16 protein-coding genes are annotated in these 15243 nt (G+C 53.4%); 10 read left to right on the top strand and 6 right to left on the bottom strand.

Annotated elements, in window-relative coordinates:
* Positions 1–17: 17 nt before the first annotated feature.
* From nuoN to RHM61_RS19815, 3 genes are read left to right on the top strand one after another with little or no spacing between them, the layout of a single operon-like run.
* The gene (gene nuoN, locus RHM61_RS19825) at positions 18–1493 is read left to right on the top strand and encodes an NADH-quinone oxidoreductase subunit NuoN (protein ID WP_322249025.1); all 1476 of its coding nucleotides are present in this window, start codon (positions 18–20) and stop codon (positions 1491–1493) included.
* 10 nt (positions 1494–1503) lie between these two features.
* Positions 1504–1815, top strand: a complete 312-nt coding sequence (locus tag RHM61_RS19820) for a DUF2818 family protein (protein ID WP_322249024.1) — start codon at positions 1504–1506, stop codon at positions 1813–1815.
* Entirely contained in the window at positions 1808–2368 is a 561-nt protein-coding gene (locus tag RHM61_RS19815) for an NUDIX hydrolase (RefSeq protein WP_322249023.1), read from the top strand. Before RHM61_RS19820 ends, RHM61_RS19815 begins: the two co-directional genes overlap by 8 nt.
* A gap of 45 nt (positions 2369–2413) precedes the next feature.
* Here RHM61_RS19815 and RHM61_RS19810 read toward each other — a convergent pair whose 3' ends face one another.
* The 4 genes from RHM61_RS19810 to RHM61_RS19795 all read right to left on the bottom strand — a co-directional run bounded on the left by RHM61_RS19810 (position 2414) and on the right by RHM61_RS19795 (position 6779).
* The gene (locus RHM61_RS19810) at positions 2414–2884 is read right to left on the bottom strand and encodes a hypothetical protein (protein ID WP_322249022.1); all 471 of its coding nucleotides are present in this window, start codon (positions 2882–2884) and stop codon (positions 2414–2416) included.
* Positions 2885–3185: 301 nt separating this feature from the next.
* Entirely contained in the window at positions 3186–3896 is a 711-nt protein-coding gene (locus tag RHM61_RS19805; protein WP_322249021.1) for a hypothetical protein, read from the bottom strand.
* Positions 3897–3933: 37 nt separating this feature from the next.
* Entirely contained in the window at positions 3934–4569 is a 636-nt protein-coding gene (locus tag RHM61_RS19800; RefSeq protein WP_322249020.1) for a hypothetical protein, read from the bottom strand.
* Positions 4570–5108: 539 nt separating this feature from the next.
* Positions 5109–6779: an electron transfer flavoprotein-ubiquinone oxidoreductase gene (locus RHM61_RS19795; RefSeq protein WP_322249019.1), complete on the bottom strand. Its 1671-nt coding sequence runs from the start codon at positions 6777–6779 to the stop codon at positions 5109–5111.
* A gap of 326 nt (positions 6780–7105) precedes the next feature.
* Here RHM61_RS19795 and RHM61_RS19790 point away from each other — a divergent pair, with 326 nt between their 5' ends.
* Positions 7106–7882, top strand: coding sequence for an SDR family oxidoreductase (locus RHM61_RS19790; RefSeq protein WP_322249018.1), 777 nt, complete (start codon positions 7106–7108; stop codon positions 7880–7882).
* Positions 7882–8337, top strand: coding sequence for an acyl-CoA thioesterase (locus RHM61_RS19785; RefSeq protein ID WP_322249017.1), 456 nt, complete (start codon positions 7882–7884; stop codon positions 8335–8337). The genes RHM61_RS19790 and RHM61_RS19785 overlap by 1 nt, the downstream gene beginning before the upstream one ends.
* Before the next feature lie 19 nt (positions 8338–8356).
* Here the strand turns inward: RHM61_RS19785 and RHM61_RS19780 are convergent, their stop codons facing one another.
* Entirely contained in the window at positions 8357–8914 is a 558-nt protein-coding gene (locus RHM61_RS19780; protein ID WP_322249016.1) for a LuxR C-terminal-related transcriptional regulator, read from the bottom strand.
* Positions 8915–9073: 159 nt separating this feature from the next.
* On the opposite strand from RHM61_RS19780, the gene RHM61_RS19775 reads away from it, so the two are divergent.
* Positions 9074–9775, top strand: a complete 702-nt coding sequence (locus tag RHM61_RS19775; RefSeq protein WP_322249015.1) for a CoA transferase subunit A — start codon at positions 9074–9076, stop codon at positions 9773–9775.
* A gap of 14 nt (positions 9776–9789) precedes the next feature.
* Positions 9790–10431 carry a CoA transferase subunit B gene (locus RHM61_RS19770; RefSeq protein WP_322249014.1) on the top strand — a complete coding sequence of 214 codons (642 nt, stop codon included), beginning with the start codon at positions 9790–9792 and terminating at the stop codon, positions 10429–10431.
* A gap of 473 nt (positions 10432–10904) precedes the next feature.
* Here the strand turns inward: RHM61_RS19770 and RHM61_RS19765 are convergent, their stop codons facing one another.
* On the bottom strand, positions 10905–11279 hold the full coding sequence (locus RHM61_RS19765) for an N-acetyltransferase (RefSeq protein WP_322249013.1): 375 nt from the start codon (positions 11277–11279) through the stop codon (positions 10905–10907).
* Between the two features lie 364 nt (positions 11280–11643).
* Between RHM61_RS19765 and RHM61_RS19760 the strand changes: the two genes are divergently transcribed.
* The 3 genes from RHM61_RS19760 to RHM61_RS19750 are packed head-to-tail and all read left to right on the top strand — an operon-like array spanning position 11644 to position 15132.
* Positions 11644–12507 (top strand): alpha/beta hydrolase, encoded by an 864-nt coding sequence (locus RHM61_RS19760; protein ID WP_322249012.1) that lies wholly within the window; start codon positions 11644–11646, stop codon positions 12505–12507.
* A 20-nt stretch (positions 12508–12527) separates the two neighbouring features.
* Positions 12528–12878: a RidA family protein gene (locus RHM61_RS19755; protein WP_322249011.1), complete on the top strand. Its 351-nt coding sequence runs from the start codon at positions 12528–12530 to the stop codon at positions 12876–12878.
* A 13-nt stretch (positions 12879–12891) separates the two neighbouring features.
* Positions 12892–15132, top strand: coding sequence for a bifunctional (p)ppGpp synthetase/guanosine-3',5'-bis(diphosphate) 3'-pyrophosphohydrolase (locus RHM61_RS19750; protein ID WP_322249010.1), 2241 nt, complete (start codon positions 12892–12894; stop codon positions 15130–15132).
* Positions 15133–15243 lie beyond the last annotated feature (111 nt).

Below are 15243 nucleotides of genomic sequence, written 5' to 3'. Positions count from 1 at the left end.
TAGTAGAACTGAATAATATGAACTTCATACCACTTTATCCTGAAATATTCTTGCTGCTGGCGACTTGCGCAATTCTGCTCATCGATATGTTCTTAGCCGACAGCAAACGTAATCTGACTTACGTGCTCAGCATACTGACGCTGTTCGGATGCGCCGGTTTGACGCTGGCAACAGCCAATACGGAAGGTTCTACTTACGTCAGCAACAGCATGTTCGTCTCCGATCCGATGGCGACCTTGCTCAAACTGTTTTCTTATCTGGCAATCGGCGTCACGCTGGTGTACTCGCGCCAGTATGTGGCCGATCGCGGCATCACCACCGGCAAGCTTGGTGGCGAATTTTATGTGCTGGCATTGTTCTCGCTGCTCGGCCAAATGCTGATGATCTCAGGTAACAACTTCCTCATCATTTACCTCGGCTTGGAAATGATGTCCTTGTCCTTGTATGCCTTGGTGGCGCTGCGTCGTGAACACACGGTCTCGACTGAAGCGGCGATGAAGTATTTCATTCTCGGTGCCTTGGCTTCCGGCTTCATGTTGTACGGTATTTCCATGTTGTACGGTGCCACTGGTTCTTTGGAATTGTCGGAGGTCGCGCGCGTTGCAGCTTCACCGGTTGCGAATAAAACGATTTTGGTGTTCGGTTTGGTGTTCTTGGTCGCTGGTTTGGCGTTCAAGCTCGGTGTCGTGCCTTTCCATATGTGGGTACCGGACGTCTATCAAGGCTCGCCGACCGCTGTTACTCTGCTGCTAGGCAGTGCGCCGAAACTGGCCGCGTTCGCGATTACTTTCCGCTTCTTGGTGGAGGGTTTGTTTTCGCAAGCTTTTGATTGGCAGCAAATGTTGCTGGTGTTGGCGGTCCTGTCTATGGCCGTTGGTAACTTGACTGCGATCGCGCAAACCAATCTCAAACGTATGCTCGCTTACTCGACCATCGCGCAGATGGGTTTCATGCTGCTCGGTTTGGCAACCGGTGTTTCGCAAGGCAATGTCAGCTTGGCAGCCGATGCCTACAGCGCTTCTATGTTTTACAGCATCACCTACGTAATGAGTACCTTGGGTACATTCGGCGTGATCTTATTGTTGTCGCGTGCAGGTTTTGAAGCGGAAAATCTGGATGATTTGAAAGGCTTGAACAAACGCTCGCCATGGTTTGCCTTCGTCATGTTGCTGCTGATGTTCTCGCTGGCAGGGATTCCGCCGCTGATGGGTTTCTACGCAAAATTATCGGTGCTGCAATCAGTGATCGCCGGTGGACAGGTCTGGCTGGCATTGTTCGCCGTGTTGTTCTCGCTCATCGGTACCTTCTATTATCTGCGTGTCGTTAAATTGATGTACTTTGACGACGCCGCCGATACCAGCCCGATCACAGCCAGTGCCGATGTGCGTGTGGTTCTCAGTCTCAATGGTCTGGCAGTGTTGGTACTCGGCTTGATGCCGGGTGGTTTGATGACTGCTTGCATGAACGCCATCGTCAAAACCTTGGCATCGTAAGGATAGTATCGTGGCCAGTTCAGCGTCCGTCATCTTGATCGTGCTGCTGGCCATCTTGGCAGCCAATCTGCCATTTTTCAATCAGCGCTGCTTCGCGCTCGTTGCGGTGCCACGGCTCGGAGCGATCAAGCCATTTTGGCTACGTCTGATCGAGTTGTTTGCCTTGTATTTCGTGCTTGGTGCGCTAGGCTTTGCACTGGAAGCCAGCGCCGGTAACCGCTTCCCTCAGGGCTGGGAATTTTATGCCATCACGCTGTGTTTGTTCGTCGTGTTCGCCTTTCCTGGCTTTGTCTTCCAATATTTGAAACGTCGCCATGCTTGATCAGCCTGATTCTCATTTGCGCGAGCAAAAACTCGATGGCGAACTCGCCTACGACGGTTCTTTTTTACGTGTGCAAAAGGATAGCATCACATTGCCGGATGGCAAAGTGACGACGCGAGAATATATTCGTCATCCGGGGGCCGTGGTGATCGTGCCGCTGTTCGATGATGGTAGTGTTTTGTTGGAACGGCAGTTCCGCTACCCGCTCGATAGGGTATTCATTGAATTTCCTGCCGGGAAGATCGACGCTGGAGAAGACCCGCTGCTGTGCGCCCAACGTGAGCTGCGCGAAGAAACCGGTTATACCGCCAGTACCTGGCGTCATTTGTGCACGATCCATAATGCCATCGCGTATTCTGACGAGCATCTGGAAATCTATCTTGCCCGCGATCTTGTTGCCGGCCCAGCCAGTCTTGACGATGGCGAATTTCTCGATACCTTCACCGCCCGCCCGGAAGAAATCTTGGCTTGGGTGCGCAATGGCCAGATTACCGACGTCAAAACTATCATCGGTGCATTCTGGCTGGAAAAGCTGGTACTGGGCGCTTGGTAGTGCGATAGACGGTTCCCTTGCTTTACCAAGCGCGTTTATCAGCCTTTATCGTGCTTGGCTTGCTTCCAGCTCTCTATAAAAACGCGCGAGAACGAAACGATCACAGAGCGTTCCTACGATCTGCGCGCACTCACCTGCCAATTCGCGGCTGATGAAGGCGTTGTCGTATAGTTTCTCCAGCTCGGCAGCAAGTGTCATGCTCGATTCCTGCGTGAACGCTTTCAAAGGGCCGTCGGCTATCCAGTTCGCCATATTCTGCAATTGCGCAGTCAACACCGTCACGCAATTTTGTTCATCGATGCGTAATGTGCTTGAGGCGGGGTCGTCGCAGTAGTCTAAAATTGCTTGCAAGTTTTGTCTGAATGCGTGATTTAGCATCGGCAATGACAATTGCGCGGCAAAGCGCTGTGCTGCCGCTCTTTGGGTTTTTGTCATAGTCGAAGCGCTGGTGTTGCTGCGCATAGAAGGCAGAAATGCAGAGCGGGTCGACTTGGCATGAAACACTTGCAGTTGCATGTCGTCCGTCATGCGCACCCGAATTGAGCGCTTGTCTGACTCGGCTAGCCTACGGCTAGCCGGTTCCAGAGTATTTCTGACGCAACGAACTGCTCGGGCCAAACCGGACATGCTAACACGCAGACTCGCTGCAAGGCTTGCGCCAGCACGGCTAAGTGGCTTACTACAATCACTGGAAATAGTTGGCATGCTTAATTTCTTTTGGTGGTTTATTAAAATACAGCACGCCGAGCGATTCCCGCTAAAGGGCGGCTGTCGTAAAATACTTTTCAGTCTGCATCGCTACCCTAACCGCGCTTCCTCAGGGATAATGCCGCTGACTAAAAAGCTGATTGTTATCTGCCAACTGCTTCATGTACTGTTCGGCCCGGGCTAATTGAGACGCGACTACAAAACAGGCTTTGAGCCTGCCGATCTCCTTGAGACAGCTCGTGGCCAACTCTTGGCTGATAATGCCGTCGCTGCTGACTGTCATCCGCTCGGTTTTGAGCTTGGCGATGCTGACCTCAGTTTCTGTTCTGTAGTATCCATCGGGCAGCCAGTTGAAAAGATTCTGCAGCTCATGCACGATGTCGCTCGGGTACTTGGCCTCATCGTTGCTGATGGGCTTGTCAGCGTTGCGCTCGGTGTACAGTTTGATGGCGTCGAGCCGCTTGGTCAAATTGTCCTCCACAGAGGGGGTAACGAGTTGCATTGCAAATTCTTTGGCGGCGTCACGCTGACGGCTCGCTTCCGCCCCTAGTGTGGCACCTTCCCCGCGCATCGCCGGTAGAAATCTTGGATCGGGCTGCGATTCGAGAGAGTGGCGCATTACTGCAACTGCCAGAGCTTCATCTTGGGCTTGATTTGTTAGCTGCTCAAGGGTGAGATGAGCGGCAGGTAATTCTTCCTGGCTATTGCGGGCACAACAAAAAGCGCGTGCCAGACAGGACGCAGCGCGGTGCAGGCCGGATACCAAGGGCTGGCAAGCATTGCTAAGGGGGCTGGGGCAACAGGCAGAGAGAGCTGGCATGGTGTACTCTTTTCAAGTGGGGAGTGGCAGGGACGTATCAAATTCCGACGAGGGTATTTCTATCCTGTTTGATTATGCGATCTTTCTCAAAACCAATCCTCAGATCGCTAATCGACCGCAGGCAGTCTTGGGCCGTTTCTTGGCTGATGATGCCGTTTCTAGCTACTTTCATCAGCTTGGATCTGAGTTCGGCGTTGCAGCGCTGGGTGTTTGTTTTCAGTTGGCCATCGGGTAGCCAATTTGCGAGATTCTGCAAGTCACGCACGATGCTGTTGAGATGCTTGACCTGATTGCCGCGTCTACAATGGGGTGTACGGCTCTGAGCGTAAGAACGGATATCGTCGAGGCGGTGGTTCAAATTGTGTGGGCTACTGAGCAAAGACATTTGCATGAAAAATGCCGTGGCGGACTTGCGCTGATCGATCGCTTTCGTCGCCAGTTTCGTTCCTTCTCCGCGCATCACCGGCAGGTATGTCGGATCGATCTCTTCCGTAGCTATGGCGTTATCTATGTGTTTCTCCACGTTGACAGACGAAGCAGCTGGTACTTCGGGACTATTGCGGGCACAACAAAAAGCGCGCGCCAAACAGGAGGCGGCACGGCGCAGGCCAGAGCCGAGCGCCGCGCAAGCGCTGCTAAGAGGACTGGGACAGCAGGCAGAGATGGCGGGCACGGTAAACTCCTTTCCGAGTATGCTTGGACGGTTATTAGCGCATTCAATTCTTGTTCGCATCATAGCTGCGGCATAGTGAAAAAACATGCAAGAAATCGCCATCAAGCGCTCTTGGATCGGTGTAGTTTTTGTGCGCTTCTCTATACTTGTGTCTCCAAGGACAGCCTTTTTTTGCCGGAGAGGATGTCAATGTCTGGACCTTGCTGAGGACGCTGCCGCTGATGCCGCTTGGCGCAGAGGCCGTGGCAGGCAGGCGTGCGAGGCAGAGGAGAGCAAGCAGGATACCAGGTCGACAAGGTGAGTACGCCGATGAGTTTGCTCGTAGCGGCATGCCGATGAAACGACGCAGTGCAGTCGAAAGCAGCGCTTTGTGGCCAAACCACGGGCCCTTGCAAAGAAATAAACATATCAAACCGGCCTGAAATTTGCCATTGCCATCGTCAGTTTCCCTGAGCGTGCGTCTGACTTGCACCCCGCAATGTGAAACGGGCCCGGTTGTTGCTCAACCGGGCCCGTTTCACTGTGTTCTTCGGTGCTACTTACATATTCGGATAATTCGGTCCGCCGCCACCTTCCGGGGTCACCCAGACGATGTTTTGGCTAGGATCTTTGATATCACAGGTTTTGCAATGTACGCAGTTTTGTGCATTGATTTGCAATCTATCTTGGCCATCCTCGGTTTTCATGTACTCGTACACGCCGGCTGGGCAATAACGCGCTTCCGGTCCGGCATAGCGCGCCAAATTCAGGTTGACCGGCACGCTGCTGTCTTTGAGGGTCAGATGAATCGGCTGATCTTCAGCATGATTGGTGTTGGAAATGAAGACCGATGACAAGCGATCGAAGCTGATTTTCCCATCGGGCTTAGGGTAAACGATCGGTGTGAATTCGGCGGCCGGGCGCAGGCATTCGTGGTCGGCGTGGGTGTGATGCAGTGTCCAGGGCGCCTTGCCACCTAACAGCAGTTGATCGATGCCGACCATCACAGCACCGAGGTAGAGGCCTTTGCTCATCCACGGTTTGAAGTTGCGTGCTTTGTGCAATTCTTCATGCAGCCACGAGGCTTCAAAGGCTGTGCTGTAAGCGGTCACTTCATCGTAGCTGCGGTTTGCAGCAAGGGCATCGAACACGGCCTCAGCTGCCAGCATACCGGTTTTGATCGCCGCATGACTGCCTTTGATGCGGCTGACATTGAGGAAGCCGGCTTCGCAACCGATCAGGGCACCGCCCGGGAAGCTCAATTTCGGTAGCGATTGCAGACCGCCGGCGGTAATTGCGCGGGCACCGTAGGCGATCCGTTTACCACCTTCGAGGAAATGTTTGATTTCCGGGTGCGTTTTGTAGCGTTGAAATTCTTCATACGGTGACAAATACGGATTGTCATACGCCAAGCCGACCACATAACCGACTGCGACCTGGTTGTTTTCAAGATGGTAAAGGAAAGAGCCACCATACACATCGCTGGGTAAGGGCCACCCGGCCGAATGGATGACCAGACCCGGTTGGTGTTTGGCCGGATCGATTTCCCACAGCTCTTTGATGCCGATGCCGTAGGTTTGCGGATCCTTGCCTTTGCTTAAGTCATATTTAGCGATCAGTTGCTTGCCGAGGTGACCGCGGGCGCCTTCGGCGAACAGCGTGTATTTGGCATGCAATTCCATGCCGAGTTGGAAGGCCGGTCCGGCTTCGCCGGCGCGATTGACACCCATATTGCCGGTGGCGACGCCCTTGACGGCACCATCTTCAGTATAGAGAATTTCGGCAGCGGCAAAACCGGGGAAAATTTCCACGCCCAGCGCTTCGGCTTGCTGACCTAACCAGCGTACGACATTGGCCAGCGAAATGACATAGTTACCATGATTTTGAAAACAGCCGGGCAACATCCAGTTCGGTGTCTTGTGTGCCTTGGTTTCGGTCAAGAACAAAAAACGGTCTTCGCTGACCGGGGTGTTGAGCGGCGCACCGCGTTCTTTCCAATCGGGAAATAATTCAGTGATCGCTTGCGGATCCATTACCGCACCCGACAAAATATGGGCACCGAGTTCGCCGCCTTTTTCTAATACGCAGACCGACAGCTCGGCACCCTTGGCCGCGGCCAACTGTTTGAGTTTGATCGCTGCCGACAAACCGGCCGGACCGCCGCCAACGACGACGACATCGTATTCCATCGCATCGCGCGGACCATACTGCTCAAGAAGGGTTAAGGACATGGCTGTAATCGCTTTCTGAAAATATTTTCGAACGAACGTGCTAAATTATGTAGAGCATGGTAGCTGCTGCAATCTTATTGCGCAAGTTTCCGATTAGATGAAGCTTACCAACAGGCTCTATCGAGAGAGAATCGCGATTATCGCAGACGCTCGTTGGCTATGCACCACATTCTGTGCGTTTTGCAAGATTTTGCCGCCGATTTCACCTAACGCCGACCGACTGCTGGCGATAGAATATTGAGACCCGCTATGCTAGTAGTAAATAACTATGTCATCATAGCGAATCAGATGAATCTGATCGTTTCAAACTTTTTGCGGAGCTACTGATGGGCATAGAAGTCAATTTTGAAGGAAAAATCGCGTTGATTACCGGCGCATCCAGCGGTCTTGGCGCACGCTTTGCAAAAGTGTTGGCGCAGGCTGGTGCGCAAGTGGTGTTGGCTTCACGCCGCATCGATCGGCTCAAAGAATTGCGTGCCGAGATCGAAGCTGACGGTGGTGCCGCTCATGTGGTGGCGCTCGATGTGACCGATTATGCCAGCATCAAATCAGCGATCGCGCATGCAGAAACCGAGGCCGGACCGATCGATATCTTGATCAATAACTCCGGGGTATCGACTACCCAGCGGCTGGTCGATGTGACGCCGGACGATTATGCTTATGTAATGGATACGAATCAACGTGGCGCTTTTTTTGTCGCCCAAGAAGCGGCCAAGCGCATGATTGCGCGCCACAAGGGGGATCCCCGCAAAGAACATAGGATTATCAACATCGCTTCGGTGGCTGGTTTGCGGGTGTTGCCACAGATAGGTATTTATTGCATGAGCAAGGCTGCTGTGGTTCACATGACCAAGGCGATGGCGGTCGAATGGGGTAAATACGGTATTAATGTCAATGCAATTTGTCCCGGCTATATTTCGACGGAAATCAATTCCGAATATTTCGACACCGAACAAGGGCAGAAGTTGATCGAGATGCTGCCACGCAAGCGAGTCGGCACGCCGGAAGATTTGGACGGGCTCTTGCTGTTGCTGGCCGCTGAAGAGTCGCGTTTCCTCAATGGTGCGATCATGACCGCAGATGACGGGATGAGTGTGCAGTGATGGAGATGGCATCGGCTGAAAAAAAATTGGTCTACACCGTCACCATTCCTATCCGGTGGGGTGATATGGACGCCATGGGACACGTTAACAATACCGTGTATTTTCAGTACATGGAGCAAGCGCGTATCGAATGGTTGACGGTGATGGGTTGCTTGCCTGATGCGAATGGGAATGGCCCGGTGATCGTCAATGCCCGTTGCACCTTCAAGAAACCGTTGAAATATCCGGGCCAGGTCGAGGTATGCACGTATATTTCAGAATTGGGACGCAGCAGTTTTGAAACCGTACAGGAAATGCGTTCGGTTGACGATGGCTATGCGCTTTATGCCGAGGGGGGGGCCAAGGTGGTGTGGGTTGACCATCTCAGCGAGAAATCGGTGGTGTTGCCTGAAGTAATTAAACAGAAATTCAATGAATTCAAAGCGCTCGCCAAGCGCCGCCGTACCGCGGCTTGAGTCATTGTCAGAGGAAGATTCAGAGCGAGCCCAGCAGTTTGTGCACCAGCTCGCTCGAGGTGGCGGCGGAAAACTTTCTCATCAGTTTGGCACGATGCATTTCCACCGTGCGCGGGCTCAGAGCAATTTGTCGGGCGATCAGCTTGCTGGTTTTTCCTTCGACCAGCAAGGCGGCGATTTCACGTTCACGCGGCGTCAATTCAGCACTGACTTGACGTTTCGCGCTCAAATCTTCGAAGGTCCAGATGCCGGCCGCATGCGGATCGTGCTTATCGAGACCACGGCCGGAAACATGGCACCAAAATAATTCTTCGTTGGCGCGTTTCATGATGCGCTCATCTGAGTAATAGCCGCGCGCATTCATGATCGGTGTGATACGGGCACCGGTACGTTCGAATTCGGTCGTGCTAGGATATAAGACTTGAAATGAAGCACCGAGTAAAGTCGTTTGCGCGTAACCGAACATCTTGCTCAGTTCATCGTTACAGGCCAGAATGATGCGATTTTCGGATACGCATAATCCGACCGGTGCCTGTTGAAAAATACTGGCAAAATCGATGGCAGGCATGGTGCGCATAGTGTTTCGGATAGGATCAGGTAGTTTTACGGTATTGCGCAGTATAGCGCAGCATCCTATGCTAAGGCGGCAAGTATTAATCAATTCCTCCATGCACGCAACGACCTGGTGTGCGGGCAAGGAATGGAACACCTTTTTTAAAATACCAAGGAGACAGCGATGAATAAAGTTTATGCCGACGCCGGGGCCGCTTTGGCCGATATCGTCGCCGATGGTCAGACGATTGCCGTTGGCGGCTTCGGTTTGTGCGGTATCCCGGAAGCCTTGATCGCCGCCTTGCGCGATAGCGGTGTGCAACAATTGACAGCGATTTCGAACAATGCTGGCGTCGATGGTTTCGGCCTCGGTCAGTTACTCACTACGCGTCAGATAAAAAAAATGATTGCCTCCTATGTAGGCGAAAACAAAGAGTTCGAGCGCCAGTACTTGGCCGGTGAACTCGAACTCGAATTCACCCCACAAGGCACGCTGGCAGAAAAACTGCGCGCCGGTGGGGCCGGTATTCCTGCTTTCTTTACCAAGACCGGCGTCGGCACCATCGTTGCCGATGGTAAGGAACTGCGCGAATTCGATGGTCATACCTATGTCATGGAGCGCGCGTTGGTGGCCGACGTGTCACTGGTCAAAGCGTGGAAGGCCGATAAGGCCGGTAATTTGGTGTATAGAAAAACTGCACGTAATTTCAATCCGAATGTCGCCATGGCCGGCAAAATCACCGTCGCCGAAGTCGAAGTGTTGGTGGAAATCGGTGAAATCGATCCCGATGACGTGCACACGCCGGGTATTTTCGTGCAGCGCATCGTCGTCAATGCCGCGCCGGAAAAACGTATCGAACAACGCACTGTGCGCGTCGCGCAATAAACCGGGAGAAGAAAATGGCATGGAATCGCGATGAAATGGCTGCGCGTGCGGCACTCGAATTACAAGATGGTTTTTACGTGAACCTCGGCATAGGTTTGCCGACCTTGGTAGCTAACCATGTACCGTCCGGTATTGAAGTCTGGTTGCAGTCGGAAAATGGTTTGCTCGGCATTGGCCCGTTTCCTACTGAAGCTGAAGTCGATGCCGATTTGATTAATGCCGGCAAACAAACGGTGACAACTTTACCTGGCTCGTCCATCTTCAGTTCGGCCGATTCTTTCGCGATGATACGCGGCGGAAAAATCAATCTGGCCATCCTCGGTGCCATGCAAGTCAGTGAGCACGGTGACTTGGCGAATTGGATGATACCGGGGAAGATGGTCAAGGGCATGGGCGGTGCGATGGATCTGGTCGCCGGCGTCGGGCGTGTGGTGGTGCTCATGGAGCATGTCGCCAAGGGCGATGCGCATAAAATTCTCAAGAACTGTAATTTGCCACTGACCGGTGTAGCCGTAGTCAACCGCATCATCACCGACCTTGGTGTCATCGATGTAACTGCGCAAGGCTTGAAATTGCTGGAACTGGCCCCCGGTGTGAGCGTGGCAGAAATCGTGGCGAAAACTGAAGCGACGCTTGATGTGACAGCGTTTGCCTGATAGCTACTGTGCTTGACCCAGGCACGGGGAGAATTTTCCCCCGTGCCGGCAGGCAAACCGCTTGGATTAAATCCGCGCTCCCTTAACTGTGGGAGGGTTCATCAAAAATCTGACTAGGGTTTGAAACCCCGGCCTTCAGAGGCTGTCGCAAAAGGGTTTTCAGTCGGTATCATTACGCCAACTGGCCGACATGTCATTCCCCCGTGCTCTCGCCTCGTCATTCCTGCGTAGGCAGGAATCGAGTGGCACCTCAGTGCCTTCAGGGTGGGAACGTCGATCAAGGACACTTTTTTTCTGTGAAATGAACACGTTCGAGCGACGAAGGCGCGACGCGATGGGAGTGGGTACAAACCCCTCCCAGAGTCTTTTCCATCGTCGCTTGCGACGATCCATTAAGTTATTTTTTTAATATTGCAACATAAGATCTTTGTAAAATGAACAGGTTGAACGGAATAGGTATTTCCGTCTTGTCCTCAACTTAATTGGAATTTCAGAAAGTGCTGACCGTCGTAATCTACCGAGCCAGCGGGATGAAATCCAAACCGTTGCAGTGCCTTTGTTTTGGTTCGACTCGGCGGCAGCAAGATAGTGACAATATCAATATGGAGTTCTGCACGGCGCTGTAGTAATGTTCGCAGCACCGCGCCGCCGTGGCCCCAAAATTTCGGTAACAGAACCAGCGCCAAATCGGCTACGCCAGCTTCTTTTTGAAAACCACCCCAGCCGGCAAACACCTTGTCGATGCGGATCGCCCATGGTCCGTATGCGTGCTCCTGCCATTGCCTATCTTTCTCTGCCACCCATCCGGCGGCAGTGACTTCGTTCCAGACGCCGGCTGCCAGCGGCATGTGACGCTTGAGTGCAGGGTGATTGAGTAGGACCAACCAGTCTGTAGTGGCAATATCGGCGAATTTGTGGAAACTGTACATGATGGGACAGACTGCTAGCTGTGAACAGACCTTTAGCCTATCGATACATTTCGCTTAATTCAATATGATAAGTACGAAATCGAACCCTTCCTGACTACGCCGCGCTGCCTTCACTGCTTCGTGCCAGCATAAAATCACCTACCAATTAATCATGTATTGACAGAAACTCTGTGTCTTTCGGCTTTCCCTCGTTAGAATAGCGTTTGGGAAGCATGGATTTCATCTGCGCTTCCCACGCGGCGTGATCCCACGCCTTTGCGCACACATACACCAGGATGCCACCATGCAGGTCACGCGAAAAACCCTACAGTGCCTCTCTCCCAGCGGCTTGCACAGTATTTCTTACAAGGAGTGGGGGGCACCGGACAATGCGCGTGTGCTGGTGTGCGTGCATGGGCTCACCCGGGTTGCCGATGATTTTGATGCGCTCGCGGCTGACTTATGTCGACACTACCGGGTGATTTGTCCTGATATAGTCGGGCGTGGTCACTCCGGACGCTTGCGTAATCCGCTGCATTACCAGTTGCCGCAATATGTCAGCGATATGGTCAGTCTGCTGGCGCGTGCGCAGGCCGATAGCATCGATTGGGTTGGCACCTCGATGGGCGGCTTGATCGGCATCGGTTTGGCTGCACTCGAAGGTAACCCTATCGGCAAGCTGGTACTCAATGATGTAGGTCCGAATTTAAATCCGACGGCACTGGCGCGCATTGCCGATTATGTCGGCCAAGATGTGCGCTTTGATAGTTATGCCGAAGCGAGTAAGTATATCCGGGCTATTTCGGCTTCGTTCGGCCCACACAGCGAGGCGCAGTGGGATAAGCTGGCACGCGATGTGTTGCGCCAGAACAGCGAAGGGCAGTGGGTGCGGCATTATGATTTGGCTTTGGCGCAGGCGTTTGCGGCCACCACGCCGGAGATGGTGGCGGCCGGTCAGGCCATGTTGTGGGCCGCCTATGATGCCATACGTAGTCAGACTTTCGTATTGCGCGGTGCTGAATCGGATTTGCTCAGCGCCGCCACTGCCGCAGAAATGACGCAGCGCGGCCCGCGCGCGCAGTTGTTGGAGTTGGCCGGGGTAGGTCATGCCCCGACCTTGGTCGATCCAGTCCAGATCGCCGCCGTGCGTGAGTTTTTATTGAGCTGATTTGAAGAATGGATAAAACAATGGAACTGCAACGATTACACGTCGGCGCACGTTTGTCGGAAACGGCGATATTTAATGGTGTGGTGTATTTGGCTGGACAAGTGCCGGACGACGCCAGTGAAGATATCAGCGGACAGACGCGCCAAGTGTTGGCACATGTCGAACGTTTGCTGCTCGAAGCAGGCAGCGATAAATCACGCATCTTGACGTGCCAAATTTTTTTACGCGAGATCAGTCATATTACGGCGATGAATGCGGTGTGGGATGCCTGGGTTGTGCCCGGTGCGACGCCACCGCGCGCCACGGTCGAAGCCCGTATGGCCGATCCCGATTGGCTCATAGAAATCATTGTCAGCGCAGCGCAACACTAAAGAATTGATTCGTATGGTCTCAAGCTCAGCAGCAGAATCACAGTTATCAGAAGGCTTGTCGGACGCAGACAGCGTACGCTTGTTGGCAGCCTTGGAATTTGTCACGCCGCATTATGCCGACCTGGCGGTGGTCACCGGCCAAGATGCCATGCAATTCGTACAGGGTGTGACGGCGACCTTAGCGATGCTGCGTACCGATGTCGATACGCGCATCGCCGCCTTATTATTTGAGTTGCCGCAGTTATGCCCGACCGTCGCCTTGCAGATTGAAGCACGCTTCGGTAAGGAAATCGCTACCCTCGTCAGCGGTATACGGCGGTTGATGAAGTTGCGTGAGGCGGCGCTCAGTCGGCCGATGCCAAGCGAGCTGGGGCGCAGCAAAGATGCCGCCGAAAAAGCTGCAGTGCAAATGGAAACGCTGCGCAAGATGGTGCTGGCGATGGCCACCGATATGCGCGTGGTGTTGGTGCGCTTGGCTTCACGGGTAACGACCTTGCGCTATTTCGCCGACTGTAAACGTGACGATGACGAGACCCGTCAATATGCCAGTGAAACCATGGATTTGTACGCGCCTTTGGCCAATCGCCTCGGGGTGTGGCAGCTGAAATGGGAACTGGAAGATTTATCGTTTCGCTTTCTCGAGCCGCTGCAGTACAAGCGCATTGCCAAGATGTTGGAAGAGAAACGTGTCGAGCGCGAAAGTTTTGTCGTTAATGCGATTGCGCGACTCAATCGGGAATTGCTGGCCGCCGAGGTGAAAGCCGAGGTCAGTGGTCGGCCCAAGCATATCTACAGCATCTGGAAAAAGATGAAGGGCAAGACCATCGATTTCGATGAACTCTATGATGTGCGAGCCTTTCGCGTGATCGTCGACGATATCAAGGATTGCTATACCGTGCTTGGGATTGTGCATAATGCCTGGGCACCGATTCCCAAAGAATTCGATGATTACATCTCGCGACCGAAAGCTAATGGCTACAAGTCTTTGCATACGGTGGTGGTAGTCGAAGATGGGCGACCGCTGGAGGTGCAGATACGCACGCGTGAAATGCATCAGTTCGCCGAATACGGCGTGGCGGCCCATTGGCGCTACAAAGAAAATGGCGGATCGAATTTTGTGGCGCAGGAATACGATGGGAAAATCGCTTGGTTGCGCCAGTTGCTGGCGTGGAAAAGCGATATTACCGATGCCGTGGTGGAGCATGAAGAAGTGCAGCGTGAGTGGGTGGAAAAGCTCAAGGCTGCCAGCCTCGATGATAGGATTTATGTGCTCACGCCGCAGGCGCGCGTGATCGAATTACCGAATCAGGCGACGCCGGTCGATTTCGCTTACCAGTTGCATACCGATGTAGGACATCGCTGCCGCGGTGCGCGCGTCGACAGCGTGATGGTGCCGCTCAATACCCGTCTGCAGAATGGCCAGACGGTGGAAATCATCACGCTTAAAATCGGTTCGCCGCAGACTGGTCCCTCGCGCGACTGGCTCAATCCCGAGTATTCAGCCAGCACCCGCACGCGTACCAAAATCCGCGCCTGGTTCAATGCTATTGATCAGCAGGAAACCTTGGCTGCCGGACGCGCGCAAGTTGAAAAAACTTTGCAGCGCGAAGGGAAAACTGCGGTTAATTTGGAAGAGTTGGCGCGCAAACTGGGTTTTGCCGCACTCGACGAATTGTTTCTCTCGGTGGGGAAAGAAGAATTCAGTCTGCGTCAAATCGAGGCGGCAGTACGCGACCACGCGGCGGTGGAGGAGGACCAAGAGTTAATCATCACCAACAAGAGCCGCGCTTCGAGTGTCACCCAGGGTGCCAAGTCTGGTGTGCTGGTGGTTGGTACCGACGGCTTGATGACGCAGTTGGCACGTTGCTGTAAGCCGGCACCGCCCGATGGCATCGTCGGCTTCGTCACGCGCGGGAAAGGAGTCTCCATCCATAGGCTGAGTTGCAAAAATTTCGCCGAGATGCGCAATAAAGCGCCGGAGCGGGTGATCCAGACCACTTGGGGTGGCGGCGGCAAGGATACTGTATATCCGGTCGATATCTTTGTCATGGCGCAGGATAGACAGGGTTTGTTGCGCGATATTTCTGAAGTGTTTTCGCGCGAAAAAATCAATGTTATCGGCGTCAATACGCAAAGTGCCAAAGGTTTTGCGCGCATGTCGTTTACGGTAGAGATCGGTGGCACGACGCAGTTGCAAAAGGCTTTGACGATCATTCATGAGGTTGGCGGGGTGGTCGAGGTGCGACGTCAGTAGGGCGGCGTGGATTAAAAAATTACTGCGGGGGCTAGTAATTCTTGCTGGGCTTCTGCTATACTTCTGTTTCTTCGCAGGCGGCATGGCTGAATTGTAAAAAATAAAGCTGCG

This window comes from Undibacterium sp. CCC3.4, from assembly GCF_034347425.1.
GTDB lineage: Bacteria > Pseudomonadota > Gammaproteobacteria > Burkholderiales > Burkholderiaceae_D > Undibacterium.
The sequence above is the reverse complement of the archived record's forward strand: the minus strand, read 5'-3'. Positions and strand labels throughout refer to the sequence as shown.